Source organism: Streptomyces adelaidensis (assembly GCF_016598475.1).
GTDB classification, from domain to species: Bacteria; Actinomycetota; Actinomycetes; order Streptomycetales; family Streptomycetaceae; genus Streptomyces; species Streptomyces adelaidensis.
Genome location: NZ_JAEMUX010000023.1, coordinates 34,010 through 52,699 on the forward strand (window position 1 = coordinate 34,010; position 18,690 = coordinate 52,699).

The 18,690-nt window shown below is 69.9% G+C and carries 20 protein-coding genes; 7 read left to right on the forward strand and 13 right to left on the reverse strand.

The genetic code is table 11. From position 1 onward, the window contains the following. Positions 1-226: 226 nt before the first annotated feature. From I8N67_RS15820 to I8N67_RS15840, 5 genes are all read right to left on the reverse strand, one after another. Positions 227-655 (reverse strand): hypothetical protein, encoded by a 429-nt coding sequence (locus I8N67_RS15820; RefSeq protein ID WP_200303739.1) that lies wholly within the window; start codon positions 653-655, stop codon positions 227-229. Next, the gene (locus tag I8N67_RS15825) at positions 648-3,008 is read right to left on the reverse strand and encodes a hypothetical protein (RefSeq protein WP_200303740.1); all 2,361 of its coding nucleotides are present in this window, start codon (positions 3,006-3,008) and stop codon (positions 648-650) included. The genes I8N67_RS15820 and I8N67_RS15825 overlap by 8 nt, the downstream gene beginning before the upstream one ends. Next, positions 2,995-3,834 (reverse strand): hypothetical protein, encoded by an 840-nt coding sequence (locus tag I8N67_RS15830; RefSeq protein ID WP_200303741.1) that lies wholly within the window; start codon positions 3,832-3,834, stop codon positions 2,995-2,997. Before I8N67_RS15830 ends, I8N67_RS15825 begins: the two co-directional genes overlap by 14 nt. A gap of 89 nt (positions 3,835-3,923) precedes the next feature. Then, positions 3,924-4,901 (reverse strand): hypothetical protein, encoded by a 978-nt coding sequence (locus I8N67_RS15835; protein WP_307835251.1) that lies wholly within the window; start codon positions 4,899-4,901, stop codon positions 3,924-3,926. A 140-nt stretch (positions 4,902-5,041) separates the two neighbouring features. Then, complete coding sequence (locus I8N67_RS15840; RefSeq protein ID WP_200303743.1) at positions 5,042-5,746, reverse strand: hypothetical protein; 705 nt, start codon at positions 5,744-5,746, stop codon at positions 5,042-5,044. Between the two features lie 129 nt (positions 5,747-5,875). On the opposite strand from I8N67_RS15840, the gene I8N67_RS15845 reads away from it, so the two are divergent. After that, entirely contained in the window at positions 5,876-6,256 is a 381-nt protein-coding gene (locus I8N67_RS15845) for a DUF3592 domain-containing protein (RefSeq protein WP_200303744.1), read from the forward strand. Positions 6,257-6,898: 642 nt separating this feature from the next. After that, the gene (locus tag I8N67_RS15850; protein ID WP_200303745.1) at positions 6,899-7,348 is read left to right on the forward strand and encodes a hypothetical protein; all 450 of its coding nucleotides are present in this window, start codon (positions 6,899-6,901) and stop codon (positions 7,346-7,348) included. A gap of 47 nt (positions 7,349-7,395) precedes the next feature. Here I8N67_RS15850 and I8N67_RS15855 read toward each other — a convergent pair whose 3' ends face one another. The 8 genes from I8N67_RS15855 to I8N67_RS15890 form a co-directional block, all read right to left on the reverse strand. Further along, positions 7,396-7,791 carry a hypothetical protein gene (locus tag I8N67_RS15855; protein ID WP_200303746.1) on the reverse strand — a complete coding sequence of 132 codons (396 nt, stop codon included), beginning with the start codon at positions 7,789-7,791 and terminating at the stop codon, positions 7,396-7,398. Between the two features lie 157 nt (positions 7,792-7,948). Further along, entirely contained in the window at positions 7,949-8,611 is a 663-nt protein-coding gene (locus I8N67_RS15860) for a hypothetical protein (protein ID WP_200303747.1), read from the reverse strand. 21 nt (positions 8,612-8,632) lie between these two features. Beyond that, complete coding sequence (locus I8N67_RS15865; RefSeq protein ID WP_200303748.1) at positions 8,633-9,007, reverse strand: hypothetical protein; 375 nt, start codon at positions 9,005-9,007, stop codon at positions 8,633-8,635. A 65-nt stretch (positions 9,008-9,072) separates the two neighbouring features. Beyond that, entirely contained in the window at positions 9,073-9,360 is a 288-nt protein-coding gene (locus I8N67_RS15870; RefSeq protein WP_200303749.1) for a hypothetical protein, read from the reverse strand. 216 nt (positions 9,361-9,576) lie between these two features. Beyond that, positions 9,577-10,155 carry a phage tail tube protein gene (locus tag I8N67_RS15875; protein WP_200303750.1) on the reverse strand — a complete coding sequence of 193 codons (579 nt, stop codon included), beginning with the start codon at positions 10,153-10,155 and terminating at the stop codon, positions 9,577-9,579. 112 nt (positions 10,156-10,267) lie between these two features. Beyond that, entirely contained in the window at positions 10,268-10,675 is a 408-nt protein-coding gene (locus tag I8N67_RS15880) for a phage tail termination protein (protein WP_200303751.1), read from the reverse strand. A 313-nt stretch (positions 10,676-10,988) separates the two neighbouring features. Further along, positions 10,989-11,207: a hypothetical protein gene (locus I8N67_RS15885; RefSeq protein ID WP_200303752.1), complete on the reverse strand. Its 219-nt coding sequence runs from the start codon at positions 11,205-11,207 to the stop codon at positions 10,989-10,991. Further along, positions 11,207-11,956 carry a hypothetical protein gene (locus tag I8N67_RS15890; protein WP_200303753.1) on the reverse strand — a complete coding sequence of 250 codons (750 nt, stop codon included), beginning with the start codon at positions 11,954-11,956 and terminating at the stop codon, positions 11,207-11,209. The genes I8N67_RS15885 and I8N67_RS15890 overlap by 1 nt, the downstream gene beginning before the upstream one ends. Before the next feature lie 402 nt (positions 11,957-12,358). Between I8N67_RS15890 and I8N67_RS15895 the strand changes: the two genes are divergently transcribed. The 5 genes from I8N67_RS15895 to I8N67_RS15915 all read left to right on the forward strand — a co-directional run bounded on the left by I8N67_RS15895 (position 12,359) and on the right by I8N67_RS15915 (position 18,598). Further along, entirely contained in the window at positions 12,359-12,829 is a 471-nt protein-coding gene (locus I8N67_RS15895; RefSeq protein ID WP_200303754.1) for a helix-turn-helix domain-containing protein, read from the forward strand. Between the two features lie 508 nt (positions 12,830-13,337). Beyond that, on the forward strand, positions 13,338-14,729 hold the full coding sequence (locus I8N67_RS15900; protein WP_234045768.1) for a serine hydrolase domain-containing protein: 1,392 nt from the start codon (positions 13,338-13,340) through the stop codon (positions 14,727-14,729). A 180-nt stretch (positions 14,730-14,909) separates the two neighbouring features. After that, a complete protein-coding gene (locus I8N67_RS15905; RefSeq protein WP_200303755.1) occupies positions 14,910-16,292 on the forward strand; it encodes a nitrate/nitrite transporter in 1,383 nt (460 codons plus the stop codon). A gap of 268 nt (positions 16,293-16,560) precedes the next feature. Then, positions 16,561-17,718 carry a uroporphyrinogen-III synthase gene (locus I8N67_RS15910; RefSeq protein ID WP_200303808.1) on the forward strand — a complete coding sequence of 386 codons (1,158 nt, stop codon included), beginning with the start codon at positions 16,561-16,563 and terminating at the stop codon, positions 17,716-17,718. A gap of 301 nt (positions 17,719-18,019) precedes the next feature. After that, entirely contained in the window at positions 18,020-18,598 is a 579-nt protein-coding gene (locus I8N67_RS15915; RefSeq protein WP_200303756.1) for a CGNR zinc finger domain-containing protein, read from the forward strand. The last annotated feature ends 92 nt before the right edge of the window (positions 18,599-18,690 follow it).

The window sequence follows — 18,690 nt, forward strand, 5'->3', positions numbered from 1 at the left end:
TGGTTCAGGGCCTCCCCGCCGCCTCTGGCCGTACCCACTTGGCCGGATCGTGCAGGGAACTGGCCTCCCGGGCCCGGACCACGGACAGGATCCGTGTCGCCGCCCCGGGGTCGAGTACGCCGGGGACCAGTGCGCCCAAGACCGTTCGGGGCGTGCGGCTGATCGGGCTCACTCCCGCTCAGTCCAAAGGAACGGTAGGGGATGTTGTTGAGCGGGGTGTAGGCGGTCATGCCGTTCCTGCCTCCGATGCGGAAGTGCCGGTGCCGGTGCTGCTCTCGGTCTCCGTGCCGGAGGAGGTGCCCCCGTCGGGGTCGGTCTCCTCGGCCGGCGGGGTGTCGGCGTCGTCGCCGGGCGCCGTCGGGCCACCGGAGACGGAGGGTTCGGCGACCTCCTCCGGCCCCTCCGGCTTCTCCGGCTCAGCGGGGCCCTCCGGGTCAGCCGGGTCCGTCGGGTCCTCCGGGTCCTCGACCACGGGGTCGGGGACGCTCACCGTCACCTCGACGGGCCAGGCGATGCCGGGCCCAGGGCCGGCCTCCGGCTGATCCGCCGTCCCGTCCGCTGTCTCCTCTCCCGTCTCCTCTCCCGTCTCATCCGTCGTCTCATCCGTCGTCTCATCCGTTCTGTCATCCGTCGTGTCATCCGTCGTCTCAGACATACGCGGACTCCTTGATCTCGCCGTAGGTGAACCCGGAGGAGGTCAGGGCGGACAGGGTCGGGAAGGCCGCGGTCACGGACGCGTACGTCGACAGGGTCACGGTGACCGGATCCGCCGGCGCGTCCGGTGTGAGGTCGGCGTCGGCCGGATCCCCGTTGCGCCGGGTGCCGCGCAGGGTGAGCGTCTGCCGTACGCCGGCGTCGGCGGTGGCCGTCGTGTTGATGCCGATCACCCAGGCCAGGGTGTCGAGCCGGGTGCCCGAGGTGTCGGTCAGCCGTACGACGTCGCCGAGCTGGACGCGCGGGTCGTACAGCACCTCCACGTCGCCGATGACCGGTACCGGGTACAGCCCGGCGGCGTAGAGCGCGTCGGCGAGGCTCTGGGCCGAGGTCAGGTCCTGGATCCAGTCCGTGGTCTCGCCGGTGTGCTCCTGACGGCCGTAGAACCGCTCGCTCGGGGTGCCCGCCGTGTAGGCCGTCGCCGGCCGCTCGACGGGGTCCGCCTTCGGCTTCAGCGTCATCAGGTAGACGGACGGGGTGCCGGTCTTCGTCGCCGTGTAGAGCGGCTGTGAGCTGCGGTTGCTGAACCGCACGACGAGATGGCCGTCCTCGCGGCGGGTCAGTACGTCGACCGCGCCCTTGACCGCCGTCGTCCCGGCCGCGGTCGTGGCGAACCGGACCTGGGAGCCCGCCGTGACGACGGAGTCGTCGTCCGCGGTGGGCGGCCCGATGTCGAACTCCTCCTCCGCCATCACGTACGACACGGTCAGCGTGCCGTTCGCCGGGATGGTCCGCACCACGGTGTCGGTGTACGTGGTGCCGGCCGCGGCCCCGAAGTCCTCCCACACCTTGGCGGGCTGGACGACGTAGTTGCGGCAGGCGTCGATCTCCTCGGTGAGGGTCAGCGAGGCGATGTCCCGCACCGAGGTGAGCGTGAGGGCGGCCTCGGCGGGGATCTCGCTGAACCAGGTGTGGTTGCGCCAGCGGAAGATCCCGCGCTCGTCGAACTCGGCCGTCGACATACCGGCCTTGGCGATCTGCCCGATCGCCTCCCACTGCGACCCCGACACCCGGGGGATCGCGTACAACGGCAGGATGGCGTCGTCGAGTTCGGCACCCTTGGTCCAGGTGCCGGTCTGCGCGAAGACCGCCGACGCCGGCATGGCGGACAGCCCGTGGGTGAGCTGGACGCCCTCCACGGCCATGTCGGTCGTGAGCTTGAGCTCGCGCAGCTCGGACGCGTACTGGAGCCCGTAGGTCTCGACGTAGGTGCCGACACCACCCAGGTAGTGGGTGCCGTCGGGGCCGGTCAGCCGGGGCTGCACGGTCGGGTAGACCGAGCTGCCGGTACTGCCGGTGGTGTCGAACAGGGCTCCGATGTGCCACGGGCCCTTGAGCCCTCGCAGCCCCGCCCAGTTCCACTGGAAGTACCAGTACGCGCCGTCGACGGTCGCGGAGACCATCCGTACGCTGCCCTCCGCGAAGTTCACCTCCATCCGCAGCGAGCCGCGCGCGGCCCCGGTGCGGTCCAGGAGCAGTTCGAGGGCGACCGTGTCCCCGGCGCCGAGGGCCGGGTTGACCCACGCCTCGGCGAACAGCCGGGTGCCGGGCACGGTGACCCGGGAGCGGGGGAACCAGCTCGCGGTGACACCGGTCGTCTTCGGCAGCAGCGCCATCTCGTGCGGGGCGCCGTCCCGGGTCCAGGTGTACGAGGAGGCCGGGGGCAGCACCTCCGGCTGGCCGTACGGTGCGGCGAAGCCGCCGTGCAGACTGGAATGGATCAGGGTGAGCGGCTGGCCCTCGACGAAGTCGGGGTAGCGGGCCGGCGGGGCGGTGAGCACGCCCGCCTGCCGCAGCAGCTCGTCCACGCACCAGGTGGCGGTGGCGACCGGGCGTCCGTAGTTGAACCCCGCGTACGGCTTCGGCAGCAGCGCCGGGCCACGCAGCCGCTCGGCGCCGTCGAGCGCGGTGAGCTGCACGGTGTCCGTGCCGGCCTGGGCCGAGCGGGAGCGGACGGTGCCCCGGAAGGCGGGCAGCGCGGTCGCGCCGACGCCGCCCCGGTGCACCACGGACTGCCCCGGGCGGGCGATGTCGCCGGTGGCGCGCTCTGCCCAGGGGGCGTACAGCTCGGGCGCCGACACCCCGCCCGTACCGGACAGCTGCACCTGCAACTGCGCCGCGGACGACCCGGAGAAGGCCCGCATCGCGGCCGGCAGATCGGTCGCGTACGACCTCTCCACCTGCCACGACTGGACCTGCGCCGAGACGTCCTCGCCGCCGAGGCGGGTGGTGTGGGTGGTGGTGCGCTCACCGGCCGCTAGCGCGGACTCGGTGGCGTCGTCAGCCTGCTGCACCGGACACCTCCACGAGGTCGAGGCTGAAGTTGCGGAACGGGAGCGGGCGGCCGGGCGCGTCGCTGTAGCCGGTCACGGACATCGGCGGCAGCCCGTCGCCCGGGACGCCGTCCGCCGCCGTACCGCCGTACGTGAGGCAGGCGCCGGCGAGCGAGTACGTGCCCGCCGTGCCGGGCTTGCAGGTCGGGGTGACGAACGCGGCGCCGGCCGGGACGGTGCCGGTGACCAGCGGGCCGGTGGCGGACGCCGTACTGATGTACGAACCGTCGGCCTTCTTGAAGTCCAGGCCGACGCTCTCCGTGCCGAGCGCGGCGATCGCGGTCGGCGCCTGGAAGGAGACCTGGAGCCCCGGCGCCACCGGGAAGTTGCCGACGGTGCCGACGCAGCGCCAGGCCAGGGCGCTGGCCGTGTCGGTCGCGGTGAAGGTGAACGTGCCGGGGGCCGTCGTACTCTCCGCCACTGTCCCGGTCGAGGTCTTGAACCACTGGGCCGCCCCGGTGATGTCCGTGGCGGCCTTCGCGCCCTGGCCGAGCGCCTGACCGGCGGTAAGGACATTGCCGGACGCCGGGTCCACGAGGAACACCGTCGAGGGGGCGGTGGCGTCGACGCGCCGCGCGATCCGGTCGAGCGCGCGGGCGTGCGCCGGGGGCAGCAGGTCCCAGGCCAGCTTGATACGGCGTACGGGCGCGAGGTTGCGGGTGACGGTGACCCGGCCGCCGAGCGACTTGAACTCGCTGACGCCCAGGTCGGTGGTGCGGTCGAAGGACTTGGCGGCCTGATCGATCTCGTACATCGAACCGGGCGGGCCGATCCAAAGATTTCCCATGGTTTCCCCTGGTGGTGGGTGGAATGGGCATGAAAAAAGCCGACGGCGCCGAAAGTGGCCGTCGACTGTTGCCGCTGGGTTCGGGGGCGTTACCGTCGCGCGAGCTGCCGCTGCCCCAGGAACACCGCGCGGGCGATCTCCTGCGAGTCGACCTGCACGACGACGGGCCGGTCGGCGAGCCGTTCCACGGCGGAGGCGAGGGTGCGCAGACCGCCGCCGGAGCCCAGCATCCGCTCCAGCTTGGAGAGCGGGATGACGGCCTCGTGCTCGCCGGCCTCACCGAGCAGCGCGAGCGTGCCGCCGGAACGGGCCTGGACGACACCGCCCTTGGCGAGCTGCGGCACGGGGATGGGGGGCAGGTTGAACTGGAAGCCCCGGCCGCCGATGACCGGCACCCAGTCGGGGACCTTGATCTTGACCCGGTTCAGGGAGCTGATGAGCATGTTGAGGCCGCGGATCAGCATCCGCGAGGGCAGCAGGAACCCGTTGACGACGCCCTTGAACAGCGGCCCGAGCATCCTCGCGGCCGACGACGAGGCGCTCTTGATGGCACTCCACGCGGCGACGAGCCCCCGCTTGACCAGCGCGGCGACCTTGTCCATGTTGATGAACTGGGCGATCAGCGGCGCCAGCAGCGTCATGATCAGCCCGAACGGACTCGCCGCCATGGCCAGATTCAGCCCCTTCTGAGCGAGCGAGGCACCCTTGAGCCCCTTGCCCAGACTCCCCATGGACTTCCCGCCCTTGTCGGCGTTCTTCCCGGCCTTCCCCACCGACTTCTCCACGGCGTCGGCCTGCTGCTTGACGCCCTTGAGCGCCGTCTTGGTCTTGTCGGCGGACGACTTGAGCTTGTCGAGCGAGGTCTTGAGCTTGTCGCTGCCGCCCTTCGTCTTCCCGACACCGGTGTTGAGACCGCTCGCCTCCGACTTGACCTTGCTCAGGCCGGTGCCGCTCTGGGTGGCGGAGGTCTTGAGCTTGCCGAATGCCGAATTGAGCTGATCGGAACCGGTCTTGACCTTCGCGAGGACCGGGGTGGCCTGGCCGGCGGACGTCTTGATACGGCTCACCGCGCTATCGGCGGTACCGCCGGCCTGGCGCAAGGTACCGAGACTTCCTGCGGCCTGTCCGAGAGCGGTGCGGAATTTCCCGACACTCGCCGATGCCTGGTTGAGAGAACTTGCGAGACCCATTTTTTCTCACTCCTCCTTCACAGTGCTGATGCCAACTGGGACAGCTCGCGGCGTACGGCATTCGCGTTCTTCGAGATCTGCTCCCTCGCCTTGTCGCTGGCGCTGCCGGCCGTCGCGAGATCCCTCATCTCACGCCGAGCCGTCGCGATCTTCAGACGGTTTTTGGAAATTTTCTCGATTTCTTTATCGATTTCCTTCCGGATTTTCTGAGCCTCGTACCTCTCCATCCCGATGTCTCCCTGGAGACTATGTGCCTGCCGCTCCAGTCCGGCCCTGTCGGGAGAGTTCCGTGCTTGTGCCGTGAGTTGGCTGACCTGGCTGCGCTTCGCATCCAAAGACTCGATCTTCAGCCTCAGCTTGGTCAGCTTCTCCTGAATGCTCTCATCGCTCTTCAGAGATTTTTCCTGGGCCCTCTGGATCTTTTCTTCAAGGCTCTTCTTCTGGTCCACCCACGGCCAGGTGTACTTCTGACGGCCGAAGACCGTCATTCCTTTCTCGTCCAGCTTGACGAGGGTGAAATCCGCCTTCAGGAGGGTCACGCCTACGGCGAGTCCGGTCAGGGAGCCCTTGATGACCTCAATATCTCCCTTGATTCCGGTGACACTGTGGCTGAGGCCGATGATCATCTTCTTCGTATAGAGAGCCTCGTCCTTGGTGAAATACGTGGGAATCGGCCCTGCGTAGGCCGTTTCGCCGCCGGTTCCGCCTTGTCCGCCTGCCATGGAGACACCTCATTTCTTGTCGTTGCCTGTCGACCGTTGACGGTTGGTTGTGCTACTGGCAGGATCTGGGTTCCTGCTCGGGTGGCACACGGGGGAGAAATGCATCCCGCTATTTGGATAACCGGCATCATGGCGCTCGTGCCGCTTCCCTGGTTCCTCGTTCCAGGGATTCCTCTGTTCAAGCGCTGGAGGCTCCGTCGCAACGGGGTGGAAATACAGGGGACCTGCGTCGATCTCCGTCACACCGAGGGGTCGTACTTCGTGCGTTACAAGTACCTCGATGCCGAAGGGATAACGAGACATCGAACAACGGAGGGGAGCCTTCGGCCGTATGGACGGCCCGGCGATTCCCTGGCGGTGGTCTATGACGCGAAGAAGCCGCGCCGTTCCATGCTCGTGGAGGAGTCGCGGCGCCGTGGCTGGGCTGTAGCGGTATTGATCATCGTCCTGATCGTTGAAATACCGTGCCTTGCCCTCTTCATCGCGTGCGCAACCTATTACGAGTGGTGAACGGTTTCTTGAGCGGCTCTCCCAGGCTTGATCAGCCTCAGGTCGCCGATCCGCCTCGCGACGCGTCCCGGCCGGGCCGGCGCCCCGCATCATCGGAGGGCCAGGAATATAGGGCTTCCCGAGGAAGATCCGATGCCCTACGATCAAGCCGCTGGATCGCTGGGGAGCGATCCCATCCGGGGGGCGTTATGGACTTCATCACCGGGTTGTTCCTGATTTTCTTCCGAGCGCCTCTGGTCGGTCTCATCGGCCGGTGGATCGAAGGTGCCGGCCATAAAGGTCTGGGCAGGGCCATTTCCGGGGGCGGTATCTTCTGGTGCTCGGGATCGCGATAGTGCTGATTTTCGTCCGCTGACCTGGTGCCGAGCGGGATTTGCGGTGTGGCGGAATGAGATTCCGGTGGAAGATTCCCTGATTCCGTACCGTTCGCGATTAGACTGGCAACCATTTTGCGGTGAATTGCGCTTCCTTCACACTTTACGCGCGTGACGGGCACAGGTTCGTCGAGTATCCTCCGCTTGCTCAAACTCGCAGGTCAATGGTCGCTTTTGCGGAGTTTTCGGCGAGTGGGGCATCGGTCCGAGGGGGGACCGGTAACGGGGATGAGTGGCCTTCTTCGTGGAGGCGTGACGGGGGTAGTGCGTGGACGGGGAGCGCGGTACGGAGGTTGAGACGGGCGGGGCGGCTCCGGGGGTGGATGTCGCGTTACTCGTCGACGAGTTGATCAGGCTGGTGCGGGCGCACGGCGGTTCGGAAGTCGTGTTGTTCACCGCGGCGGAGATGGAGCGGCGGGAGTTCGCCGCCTATGCGCACGGCTGGAACGACGCCCTGGCGTCGTTGCCCCCGCAGTTGCGGCGGCCCGAGCTGAAACTGCTCGAAGGCGGTGCGGTCATCCCCTTTCCCGGGAACGGGGAGACGGGAGAATCCGTCGGCGCCGAACGGGAGGAGGCTGAGGACAACCCTGTCCCGCCTCCCCGGAAACGGCGCCCCCGTTTCGTCGAGAAGAGCGCTCGATCGAAGTCGCCGACGATTCCGAAGCTCGAACGTGGGTCATCCCGGCGGCAGGACCGCCGGGATTTTTTTGACCAGTGAGACCAGTGAGACCAGTGACACGTGTGTCCGCATGTGTGGCCCCGCCTCTACAGGTCGTCGTCCGACGGGTGGGGGCGTGCCGTCGGCGGGTGGGGGTGGGGGTGGGGGTGCGGGTGAGGCTGGGAGGGGGTGGCCGGCGGCGGGGTCTGCTGGGGGAAGGGCAGGATCTTGCCGCCGGCGTCGCGGTGGGGTGGTGCGGCGGGGGCGTGGCTCTGGCTGCGCAGGGCCGCCGCGGCACGGCGGCGCTGGTCCTCGTGTTCGCCCCGGTCCCGCCACCCCTGCCCGTACGCCTTGAACTCGCGCTTCTCGATCTCGGTCCGGGTGGTGACGACCAGGTCCGCGGGGACGGCCCGTTGCATGCGTACGGCCAGGACCTGCCGGAGTTCGGCCTCGGCCCTGTCCAGTTCGACGCCGCCCCACGCCTCGCCCTCGTTGTTCGTCACTCGGCCCCCACTCCCAGACTCCAAACATTTGCTTCGAACATATGCTCGATTGCACCTCGCAGGATACCCGAAGTGCCTGTGGGGGCCAGGGGAAAACGGAGACGGTTCCCGGCCATCGCCCGCCGCACGCCGTGCGGCGCACGCGGTACGGCCGAGGTCACGCCACCTCGTACGAGCCCCCGACCCGGATGACGTTGGCGCTCGTCCAGGCGTACCCGAGCAGCCCGGCGCTGCCGAGCTGGCCGATGTGGGAGGTCGTGGTCGCGGCCGGACCCCACAGCGTGTACGTCGTCGCGTTGGTGCTCGCGGTCGGCTGGCAGGTGATCATCGCGCGGCCCGCTGAGCCGCCCGAGCCGCTGGTCGCGACCCCCTGATGCTGGGGCAGCCCGCCGAGCGCGCCCGCCGTGACCGGGTAGGAGAGGTAGTAGCTGCCGCTGCCGTACGTCGTCGTCGACCCGAACTGCATGAGCAGCGTGAAGTGGCAGGTTTTGCCCACGATCGCGTACTTGCCGGTCAGGCTGCCGTTGCCGATCGCCGGGTTGGTCGTCTCGGCCGTCCAGGCCGGGGTGTACGTGTTCCAGGCGCCCATCGCGACCCACGCCGAGCCGGTGTAGTAGCTGAGCGTGCCGGGCGTCGTCAGCCAGGCCACCATCCCGGCGGCCGGGGTGGTGATCGCGGCGTTCCGGTCGGCGGCGGTCGCGTACCGCAGGACCGTACGGGCGTCGATGCCCTCGGCCAGGGACTGCAGATGCAGCGGAATGTTCGCGGTGTCGGTGGGCTGCGGATACGGCAGCCCACCGAGCGGGGTGTAGAGGGTCATGGGACGGGTTCACTCCTCGGGTCACGAGAAAAACTGGACGAGTTCGGTCGCTGTCGGGTTCCGTGCGGGCGCGGCGGCCGACGGCGATGACGAGGGCGCCGGCGATGGCTCGGCGGCCTCCACCCCGGCCCCCGCCCCCGGTGTCGAACCCGGGCGTGGCACCGGCTCCGGGTAGTCCAGCGGGTCCGAGTCCTCGTCCCGGTTCACCGTGGCGAACATCCAGTTCGCCTCCGAGAGCTGGTCCACGACGGAGGCCAGCAGGTAGTCGGTGACGGACCACCGGGAGGCCTCGCCGTGGAGCTCCTGGAGGGTCGCGCTGTCGCGTGGCAGGTGCTTGACCAGCACAGCGAGCCGGCGGGAGGTGAGCCGGCCGCGGTGCCAGTCGAGCAGGTCCACGCCGTAGTGGCGGAGCAGGTCCGCTTCGAGGGCCTCGGCGTGTTCATCGACGAACTCGCCGAGGCTCAGCCTTCCCCCAGGCCGAGCCCGGTCTCCTTGCCGTACGCCTCCATGATCGCGGCGATGTCCTGCATGGTGACGTCGAGACGGTCGAAGCGCTCGTACTGGGCGTCGCCCAGCAGGACGCGCAGCAGCCCGTCCACGTCGTTGTCGTCGAGGTCGCGCAGGGCGCGCGCTGTCTTGCGGGTCAGCTCGGTGGGCAGCGTGAAGGTGTCCCCGTCGATGGTGAACGACCAGGCGCGTCCGAGCGCCTCCTGCCGCTGGGCACGGGCGGCGCCGACGTCGAATGCCATGGAGCAACTCCTTGTTCGGGATCGAGAGTGGTTGTTGTCGGTCGGTGAAGACGGCGGACGGGGCCAGGGAAGGGGGAGGTCCCGGCCCCGTCCGCCGGGGCGGCCCCCGCCCGCGCGGTGGCGGGCGGGGGCGATGGCTCAGCCGGCGTCAGCCGAAGGCCGCTGGCCAGGAACCGCCGGTCGTTGGCCGAAGGCCGGTGGTCAGGAGCCGACGGCTCAGGCGACCATGCCGTACGACGGGTCCTTCATCAGGAAGGTGGCCAGCGGCTTGGTGTTGTCGACGGCCAGCGCGGTGAAGGTGACACCGAGCTTGATGGAGGCGGTACGGGTGAGCGAGAGCTCCTCGGTCTCGGTGACCTGGCCGCGCGAGACGACGAAGCGGTACGTGATGTCCGTACCGTCGCTGAACTCGATGCCCATCGCCTTCTCGTTGAACTTCGGGTCGGCGGACAGCTCGTACTTGTAGACACCGGAACCGGTGGTGGTCTCGGCGACGGCGTCGCCGCCCATGAAGAACGGGAGGGTGTCCTCGTTCAGCTGGAGCAGCTGGAACTTCACCGTCAGGTCGCGGTCCGAGTAGATGAACCGGGCCGGGGAGACGGACTGCCAGGTCTCGACCGGGTCGAGCTTGTCCTTCTTCGCCAGCTTGATGCCGTCCTGCGAGGTGAAGCCGAGGTCCTTCCAACCGGCCGCCCACGCGGAGGTGACATCGGTCGGCGCGGTCGTCCCGACCGGCGCGACCAGAATCCGCCCGGTACCGGCGACACGAATCTCGTTGGCGTTGCTGCCTGCCATGTGTAACTCCTTGGAAGAGATGGATGCTGGGTGCGCCCCGTCGGGGGCGCGGGAACTGCGCGATCGGCCACGGACGCCCCGCACACACGAACCGCCATGGCCGACCGGGCTCTCAGGCGGGGCGGATGTGCAGCCGGACCGTCGCGTAGTAGCGATTGGCGGCGGCCCGGTTCCAGTCGGGCAGCCACCGCGGCCCGTCCGCCTCCACCACGTCCGCGACGTACGCCGTGCCGTACGACGTCCCCCGCAACGCGATCAGCGCGGAACGAACCGTCAGTGCCAGCGTGTGTGCCGCCGTCTTGGTGGGGCCGTAGACCTCGAAGTCCACGAGCGGCTGGTCCAGACGCAGGTCGTCCACCCAGGCCCCGCCGGCGCGGGAGACCAGGACGACCTGCTGGGTGCCGTCGAACCCGCTGGGCGGAACGTTGTCCACGGTCGCGGTGGAGAGCTCGGCACGGTCGGTCAGGAAGTCGACGACGAGTCGTTCGACATCGGGGAAGGTGACCGTCGGATCGGCCACGGTGAGACCTCCCTTCTTGTATCGGAGGTGTCGGAGATGTCGGAGATGTCTGAGGAATCTGAGGTGTCTGAGGTGTCTGAGGTGTCTGAGGTGTCTGAGGTGTCGAGATATGCGAAACGGCGGGGCCGTGTCCCTGGTGGGCACAGCTCCGCCGCTGCGCCAACTGTGACACGTTGCGAGCGCGCGCGCAACTATTAGTTTCCGGCTCTACCGAAGACGCCCCCGGACGCACGTCGCCCCGCCACACCCAGGGGTGTGGCGGGGCGACGAAGATCGATGTGGTCGGGGGTCTCGGCCGTGCCGTCAGGGTTTCTCAGTCGCGTCGGCTACGCCCCCGCGTGGCCCGCTCCGCCGCGAACACGTCCTCCAGCCGGTAGAGATGGGTCCGCCCCTGACGGCCGGCGGCCTCCAGATGACCCAGCTGAACCCACTTCCGTACGGTCGCGGGGGCCACCCCCGCCTCGGCCCCGGCGGCGGCGCCGGTCACCAGCGACGGGGACGAACCGGTCGGCCCGGCAAGGGAGTTCGCCATTACGCCGCCCCCGCTTCGTCGATTTGGTCCGCGCCCTCGACCAGCGTGGCGATCTCGTCCGCGTCGGCCCCCGAGTCCGCCGCGAGCTGCGCCCAGCCGGTCTCCATCCAACTGTGCCGGTGGGCGGCGTTGTCCGCGCACGGGCACTCCTCGTCGGTGCACCGGCACCCGGGGTTGACGCACAGGACCGTGCGCCAGGCCGGCATGGCCCGCAGGGAGACCGAATCGCACCACGGGCAACGGCCGTTGACGCGGACCATGGTCTCGGGGTCGCCGAGCGTACGCCCGCAGCGGCGGGCCATCCGGCGGCACTCGTCGAGGACGTGCCTGGCCAGTACGGGATGCCCGGCGATGTCGTCCAGCAGGGCGGTGACGCGGCCGAGGCGCTGCGGTACGTCCGCCCGCGGGGGCCGGCCGAGCCCGAGCTTCTCCCACACCGCCTCCTCCAGTTCGACCACCCCGTCGGCGATGTCCCGGATGGCGTCGGAGACATGGAGGCGGATGGGGGAGGCGCTCGCGCCCAGCGGGGCGCGGCCGTGCTGCTCGCCGAGCAGTGCGTCGGCGCGCTCCGCGGCGTCCCGGTCGCCGAGCGCCCGGAGTGCGGCGGGGCCCAGCGGCGGGCGGGAACGGGTCCCGGCGCCCGGGCGGCCCGGCGCCAACTCCTCCAGCAGCTCGGGGAACTGGCGCCGGAGGATGTCGATCCAGCGGGCGGCGCGGGCGGTGTGCTGGGCGGCGAGGCCTGAGGTCATGGTGGACACACTCCGAATCTGTGGCAATCAGGAGCCGATCGACGGCAACCAAGAGCGGGAACGGCGGCAACTGATGAGAAAGGAGAGTCTCCTGTTGTTGCGAGCCCGCACACAGCTTCACATGTTGCGACTCCGCGCGCAACGGAGATCGGCGATCACACGACAAGCGGAATGGGGTTGCGCTGAAAACCGGCCAAAGGGGCGGCGGGGTCCGGCGTGGCAGGTCCGGCGGGTCTGGCGGCCAGTCCGGCGGCGGGTCCGGCCCCGGTCCGGATCTAGGCCGAATCGCGGCCGGATTGACGAAAAGGCCTCACTGAACCTTTACTCGTGCGTGCGCGCAACTGCATAGTTCGCGTGCGCACGACCGTTAAGGTGGGGGTGAGCTGAGGGGAGCGTTCACACATGAAGAGCGATGCCGAACACATCGACGAGTTCGCGGCCTGGATAGAAGGCGTGATGCGAACACGCGGTTACGACATCGACAGCCCGCGCGGCGGCGGCAAGACCAAGCTGGCCGAGGACGCGGGAGTGCACCGGGCGGCCATCACCCGGCTGCTTCAGCGCCAGAGCATGCCTGACCTGGAGACGATGCGGGGCCTTTCCCGGGCTCTCGGTATCCCGGTCCGGGATGTCCTGATCCGATCACGCAAGCTGACCGAGGAGGATCTGCCGCAGGCCCCCGCGCCTCCGGACACCGCCGCAGCCTCCGGCGGCGACGCGATCTCCGTCGAGCAGGCGGCGACGGCCCTCGGCATCCCGGAACACCTCCGCGCGGCTTTCGTGCAGATCACCGAACAGCTCAGGCTCGGCGCCACCGCCACCGCCGGCCCGGCGATCCCGGAGGTGGGCGCGGACGGCCAGGCGGGCAACTGACCGCCGGCGCCTGACAGTCGTACAGCGTGCGGGCAGTCGTGCGCTGTACGCATCGTCATGTCCGCCGAAGCCGGGACGCGGCCTGCCCGAGAGCCGCAGGAACCCCACCCTCCTTACGCCCCCTCCGGCCCCTCCGGCCCCTCTGCCCTCCCCGGCCCCTCTGCCCTCCCCGCCCTCCCTGCCCCCTCTGCCCTCCCCGCCCCCTCCGGCCCCTCTGCCCCCTCCGGCCCCTCCGCCCCCTCCGCCCCCTCCGGCCGTGCCCCCCGTCGCCCGAGTGCGAGCGGCCCGCGCCCATTCAATGGCTCCTCGACGGCCTGGCGACCCGCGTCCGAAGAACCGCACGTCGAGGGGCCGCCCACGGCGTCTGCCGCAGGAGGCCCCTTTTCGCGTCCGGAGTGGAACGCCGTACCGCCATTGCGCACAGCGTGCGCAATGCGTACGGTGTTCCTTGTCCGGCCGCACGATGCGCGGCAGAGCATGAACCACCCACTCCTCCAAGGGGACAGCCATGTCGCAGACCACCCGCACCCTGGACCTCGCCCACTGGCAGCACCGCCTCGACACCCTCCGCGCCACCCACGACGTCCCCGGCGCGACCCTCGCCTTCCTCGTCGACGGCGAGGTCCATGAACGGGCGAGCGGGGTGCTGAGCCGGGCGACCGGCGTGGAGGCGACGACGGACTCGGTCTTCCAGCTCGGCTCGATCGCGAAGGTCTACACGGCGGCCCTCGTGATGCAGCTGGTGGAGTCCGGCGCACTCGACCTGGACGTCCCGGTGGTGAAGGTGCTGCCGGAGTTCGCGACGGTCGACCCGGCCGCCACCGAGGTCATCACGCCCCGCCTGCTCCTGTCCCACACCAGCGGCCTGACCTGCGACTTCCACATAGACACGGGACGCGGCGACGACGCGATCGCCAAATACGTCGAGGCCGCGAAGGGCGTGGCGATGGACTGCCCGCCCGGTACGGCGGTGTCGTACAGCGGGATCGGTTACGTCGTGCTCGGCCGCATCGTCGAGGTGCTGACCGGGCTGACCTGGGACCGGGCGCTCAGGGAGCGGGTGCTGGCGCCGCTCGGTCTCGCGCACACGATGACGCTGCCGGAGGAGGCGCTGCCGTTCCGGGCGGCGATGGGGCACCTGGCGGGGGAGGACGGTACGCAGCTACCGGCGCCGGTCTGGGACATGATGCCGCGCGCGGCCGGCCCGGGCGCCCGGGTGCTCGCCACCGCCGGTGACGTGGTCAGGTACGCGAAGGCGCACCTCGACGGCGGCCTGGCACCCGACGGCTCCCGGATCCTGCGCCCCGAGACCGTGACGGCCATGCGGGCCCGCCAGACCGACGTACCCGACAAGTGGACGGTCAGTGCCGACGGCTGGGGCCTCGGCTGGACGCTGTACGACTGGGACGGCGTCCCGGGTTACGGGCACGACGGCGCCGCGACCGGCCAGTACGCCTTCCTCCGCGTCGTGCCGACCGAGGGCGTCGCCGTCGCGCTGCTCACCAACGGCGGCTCCTCCCGGCTCCTCTACGCCGACCTGCTGCGCGAGCTGATGGCGGAGCTGGCCGGAATCACGATGCCCGCACCGTTCGCCCCGGCGGCGCGGCCGCCCGCCGTGGACATCACGCCCTGGGCCGGTACCTACAAGAGGGAGGGAGTCGTCATCACGGTCGGCGAGAGGAACGGCACACCGCACCTCACCTACGCCTTCGTCGACGGCATGGTCGGCTACTCGCCGGACCTGGAGATGGAGCTCGTGCCCCTGTCGGACACGGTCTTCGCCGGCGCGGGCGGCGGCGCCTCGTTCGCCGAGGACTGGATGCCTGTGGTCTTCGCCACGCTCAGCGATGGCACCCGGTGCGCCTACATTGGCATGCGGGCCGCGCCGAAGGTGGCGTGACCGCAGGGTATGACGCTCCGCTCACCGATTCCTCACCGACCGGGTCACCCGCTCGTGAGAGCAAAGTTCCTTTCCGGTCACTCGGTGCCACAGGCAGGAAACGCGCCCTCCCTACCTTCGGGACTCATCACCCCTCATCACCCTGTGCACCACTTGAGCCCGCAGAACCGTGGAGGCGTCATGACAGCCCCGAGCACAGCCCCCGCCGCCAGTAGGGGAGGCCGCTGGATCGAGCACTGGGATCCGGAGAACGAGGCCTTCTGGAACGAGACCGGTGAGAAGGTCGCCCGCCGCAACCTCCTCTTCTCCGTCCTCTCGGAGCACATCGGCTTCTCCATCTGGACCGTGTGGTCGGTGATGGTGCTGTTCATGGGCCCCGAGTACGGGCTCACCCCGGCCGACAAGTTCTTCATCGTCTCGATGGCGACGCTGGTCGGCGCGATCGTGCGCATCCCCTACACCTTCGCGGTGGCGATCTTCGGCGGACGCAACTGGACGATCATCTCCGCGAGCCTGCTGCTCATCCCGACCGTCGCGGCCTTCGCCGTGATGGAGCCGGGGACCTCGTTCAACACGTTCCTGATCTGCGCGATGCTCGCCGGCATCGGCGGTGGCAACTTCGCCTCCTCCATGACCAACATCAACGCCTTCTTCCCGCTCCGTAAGAAGGGCTGGGCGCTCGGCCTCAACGCGGGCGGCGGCAACATCGGTGTCCCGGTCGTGCAGCTCATCGGTCTCGCCGTCATCGGAGCCAGCGGCGGTCCGCGCGTGCTCCTCGGGATCTACATCCCCTTCATCGTCATCGCCGCCGTGCTCGGCGCGCTCTACATGGACAACCTCTCGTCCGTGAAGAACGACACCGGTGCCGCCAAGGACGCCGTGAAGGAGGCCCACACCTGGATCATGTCCTTCCTCTACATCGGCACCTTCGGCTCCTTCATCGGCTACAGCTTCGCCTTCGGCCTCGTCCTGCAGACCCAGTTCGGCCGTACGCCCCTGCAGGCCGCGTACGTCACCTTCATCGGCCCCCTGCTCGGCTCGCTGATCCGGCCCGTGGGCGGCGCGCTCGCCGACAAGTACGGCGGCGCCAAGATCACCCTGTGGAACTACGTCGCCATGGCCGGCGCCACCGGGGTCATCGTCCTCGCCTCCATGCAGAAGTCGCTGCCGCTGTTCACCACCGCGTTCATCGCGCTCTTCGTCCTCACCGGCCTCGGCAACGGCTCCACCTTCAAGATGATCCCGGGCATCTTCCAGGCCAAGGCCCTCGCCAAGGGACTTCAGGGCGAGGAGGCCGCCGCGTACGGGCGCCGGCTGTCCGGTGCCTCCATGGGCATCATCGGAGCGGTGGGCGCGCTCGGTGGCCTCGGTATCAACCTGGCCTTCCGCCAGTCCTTCCTCTCGGTCGGCTCCGGCACCGGCGCCTTCGTCGGCTTCCTCGTCTTCTACGGGCTCTGCTTCCTGGTCACCTGGGCCGTATACCTTCGCCGACCGGCCGCTTCCGCCGCCGAGACGTCGGCCGCGACAGAGGCGAAGCCGCAGCTCAGCTACGCCGAGGTGTGACATCGCCCATGCCGTGACACGTGTGACGTAACACCAGCGACATCAGCCCGAACCGAGCCTGTCACGCACCGTTGACAGGCTCGTTCGGCATGTAGGTGCCCCAAACCAGGTACAACGACTCGAGTGCGGGACGAGAGCCATGTACGACGAACAGCAGCGACCCGAGCAACCCGAGCGAGCCGACCGACCCGAGCAACCCGAGCGAGCCGAGCGACCCGAGGGATCAGATCGAGCCGAGCGACCGGACAGGACGGATCTGATGGATCGGATGGACCGCATGGACCGGGCAGCGCAACCGGAACACGGGCCCCTCGCGGGGTTCACCGTGGGTGTCACGGCAGCCCGCCGCGCCGACGAACTCGGGACGCTGCTCCAGCGCCGCGGAGCCGCCGTCCTGCACGCGCCCGCCCTGCGCATCGTGCAGCTCGCCGACGACAGCGAACTGCTCGCCGCGACCAAGGACCTGCTCGACCAGGCGCCCCACATCGTGGTGGCCACGACCGCCATCGGCTTCCGCGGCTGGATCGAGGCGGCGGACGGCTGGGGCCTGGGCGAGGCCCTCCTGGACCGGCTGCGGGGCGTCGAGGTGCTGGCGCGCGGGCCGAAGGTGAAGGGCGCGATAAGGGCCGCCGGTCTGACGGAGGAGTGGTCCCCCTCCTCCGAATCCATGGCGGAGGTGCTCGACCGCCTGCTGGAGCACGGCGTGGAGGGCCTCCGTATCGCCGTCCAGCTGCACGGCGAACCCCTCCCCGGTTTCGTGGAGTCGCTGCGCGCCGCGGGAGCGGAGGTGGTGGGCGTGCCCGTCTACCGCTGGATGCCGCCCGAGGACATCACCCCCGTCGACCGCCTCCTCGACTCGACGATCGGCCGAGGCGTCGACGCCCTGACCTTCACCAGCGCCCCGGCGGCGGCGTCCCTGCTCTCCCGGGCCGAGGACCGCGGCCTGCTCCCGGAGCTGCTCAACGCCCTCAACCACGATGTCCTCGCCGCCTGCGTGGGTCCCGTGACAGCCCTCCCCCTCCAGGCCCACGGCGTGGACACGGTCCAGCCCGAGCGCTTCCGCCTCGGCCCCCTCGTCCAGGTCCTCTGCAAGGAGCTTCCGGGCCGCGCCCGCGTCCTTCCCATCGCCGGCCACCGCATCGAGATCCGCGGCCACGCGGTCCTCGTCGACGGCGCGCTGCGCCCCGTCCCGCCGGCCGGCATGTCCCTGCTCCGCGCGCTCTGCCGCCGGCCGGGCTGGGTCGTCGCCCGCTCGGAACTCCTGCGCGCCCTCCCCGGCGCAGGCCGCGACGAACACGCCGTCGAAACAGCCATGGCCCGCCTCCGCACGGCCCTCGGCACTCCGAAACTCATCCAGACGGTCGTCAAACGCGGCTACCGCCTGGCCCTGGACCCGGCAGCGGACTCGAAGTACGGAAACGACTGACGACTGACGACCGACGACTGAGGACGGTGGGGGCGGCGGGCCCGCGGGCTTGTGGGCCTGCGGGCTTGTGGGCTTGTGGGCTTGCGGGCCTGCGGGCCGAAAAGCAGGGGGCGCAGCCCCCGCTTTCAGGGGCGCGGGGAACTGCGCGACAAGCCCCCACCGAACCCGCACCCGCCAACGAACCGCCCCCCCCGAGCTCCAAGGCGCCCAAACCCCACAGCGGGTGCGACCCGCCACTCGACGGGGTACAACCTCCACAGGCACGCCCCCGGACGCGGCGACCCCTGGCGGTGACAGGCACATGGCACACGACCCCCGCTTCGCCTGCGGCCACCTCTGTCTGGACTTCCTCGCCACGACCCACCCCGAGGAACAACTCGACTCGGCGGCCCGGCTGCGCGACTGGATCACCGCCGCCGGACTGGTCCCCGAGGGCACCCCGCTCGACCACATCGCCCCGGAGTGGCTCGTCGGCTTCCGTGAACTGCGCGGTCACATCGGCCAGTTGGTCCGCACCGAACCGGACCGGAAGCCCGACTCGCGCCCCTTCGACCTCTCCCTGGCCAGGGTCAACGAGCTGGCCGGCGCGGCCACTCCGGCCCCCCGGGCCGTCCGTGCGGACGACGGCGCCCTCACCCGCGCCCTGGACCACGCCCCCGACCGCGCCGCGCTGCTCGCCGTGATCGCCCGGGACACCGTGGAGCTGCTCACCGACCCGGCGGCCTGCGCGAGCCTGCGCCAGTGCGCCGGCGACAACTGCCCCATCGTGTACGTCGACACGTCCCGCGGCAGGCGCCGCCGCTGGTGCTCCAGCGAGATCTGCGGCAACCGCGAACGCGTGGCCAGGCACCGCCGCCGCGCGGGCCTGGCCCGCGCCTGATCCCCGCCTGATCCGCCGCCGAAGCCGCCACCACGCGCCCCACTTCCGCTACTTGGCGCGGAATTGCCCATCTGCCTTACTCGGCCGCCCAG

Excerpts from the sequence above, each read along its gene's own strand:
- I8N67_RS15820 (WP_200303739.1), bottom strand. The coding sequence starts at position 655 with ATGTCTGAGACGACGGATGACACGACGGATGACAGAACGGATGAGACG.
- I8N67_RS15830 (WP_200303741.1), bottom strand. The coding sequence starts at position 3,834 with ATGGGAAATCTTTGGATCGGCCCGCCCGGTTCGATGTACGAGATCGAT.
- I8N67_RS15840 (WP_200303743.1), bottom strand. The coding sequence starts at position 5,746 with ATGGCAGGCGGACAAGGCGGAACCGGCGGCGAAACGGCCTACGCAGGG.
- I8N67_RS15845 (WP_200303744.1), top strand. The coding sequence starts at position 5,876 with ATGGCGCTCGTGCCGCTTCCCTGGTTCCTCGTTCCAGGGATTCCTCTG.
- I8N67_RS15860 (WP_200303747.1), bottom strand. The coding sequence starts at position 8,611 with ATGACCCTCTACACCCCGCTCGGTGGGCTGCCGTATCCGCAGCCCACC.
- I8N67_RS15870 (WP_200303749.1), bottom strand. The coding sequence starts at position 9,360 with ATGGCATTCGACGTCGGCGCCGCCCGTGCCCAGCGGCAGGAGGCGCTC.
- I8N67_RS15875 (WP_200303750.1), bottom strand. The coding sequence starts at position 10,155 with ATGGCAGGCAGCAACGCCAACGAGATTCGTGTCGCCGGTACCGGGCGG.
- I8N67_RS15885 (WP_200303752.1), bottom strand. The coding sequence starts at position 11,207 with ATGGCGAACTCCCTTGCCGGGCCGACCGGTTCGTCCCCGTCGCTGGTG.
- I8N67_RS15890 (WP_200303753.1), bottom strand. The coding sequence starts at position 11,956 with ATGACCTCAGGCCTCGCCGCCCAGCACACCGCCCGCGCCGCCCGCTGG.
- I8N67_RS15895 (WP_200303754.1), top strand. The coding sequence starts at position 12,359 with ATGAAGAGCGATGCCGAACACATCGACGAGTTCGCGGCCTGGATAGAA.
- I8N67_RS15900 (WP_234045768.1), top strand. The coding sequence starts at position 13,338 with ATGTCGCAGACCACCCGCACCCTGGACCTCGCCCACTGGCAGCACCGC.
- I8N67_RS15905 (WP_200303755.1), top strand. The coding sequence starts at position 14,910 with ATGACAGCCCCGAGCACAGCCCCCGCCGCCAGTAGGGGAGGCCGCTGG.
- I8N67_RS15910 (WP_200303808.1), top strand. The coding sequence starts at position 16,561 with ATGGACCGCATGGACCGGGCAGCGCAACCGGAACACGGGCCCCTCGCG.
- I8N67_RS15915 (WP_200303756.1), top strand. The coding sequence starts at position 18,020 with ATGGCACACGACCCCCGCTTCGCCTGCGGCCACCTCTGTCTGGACTTC.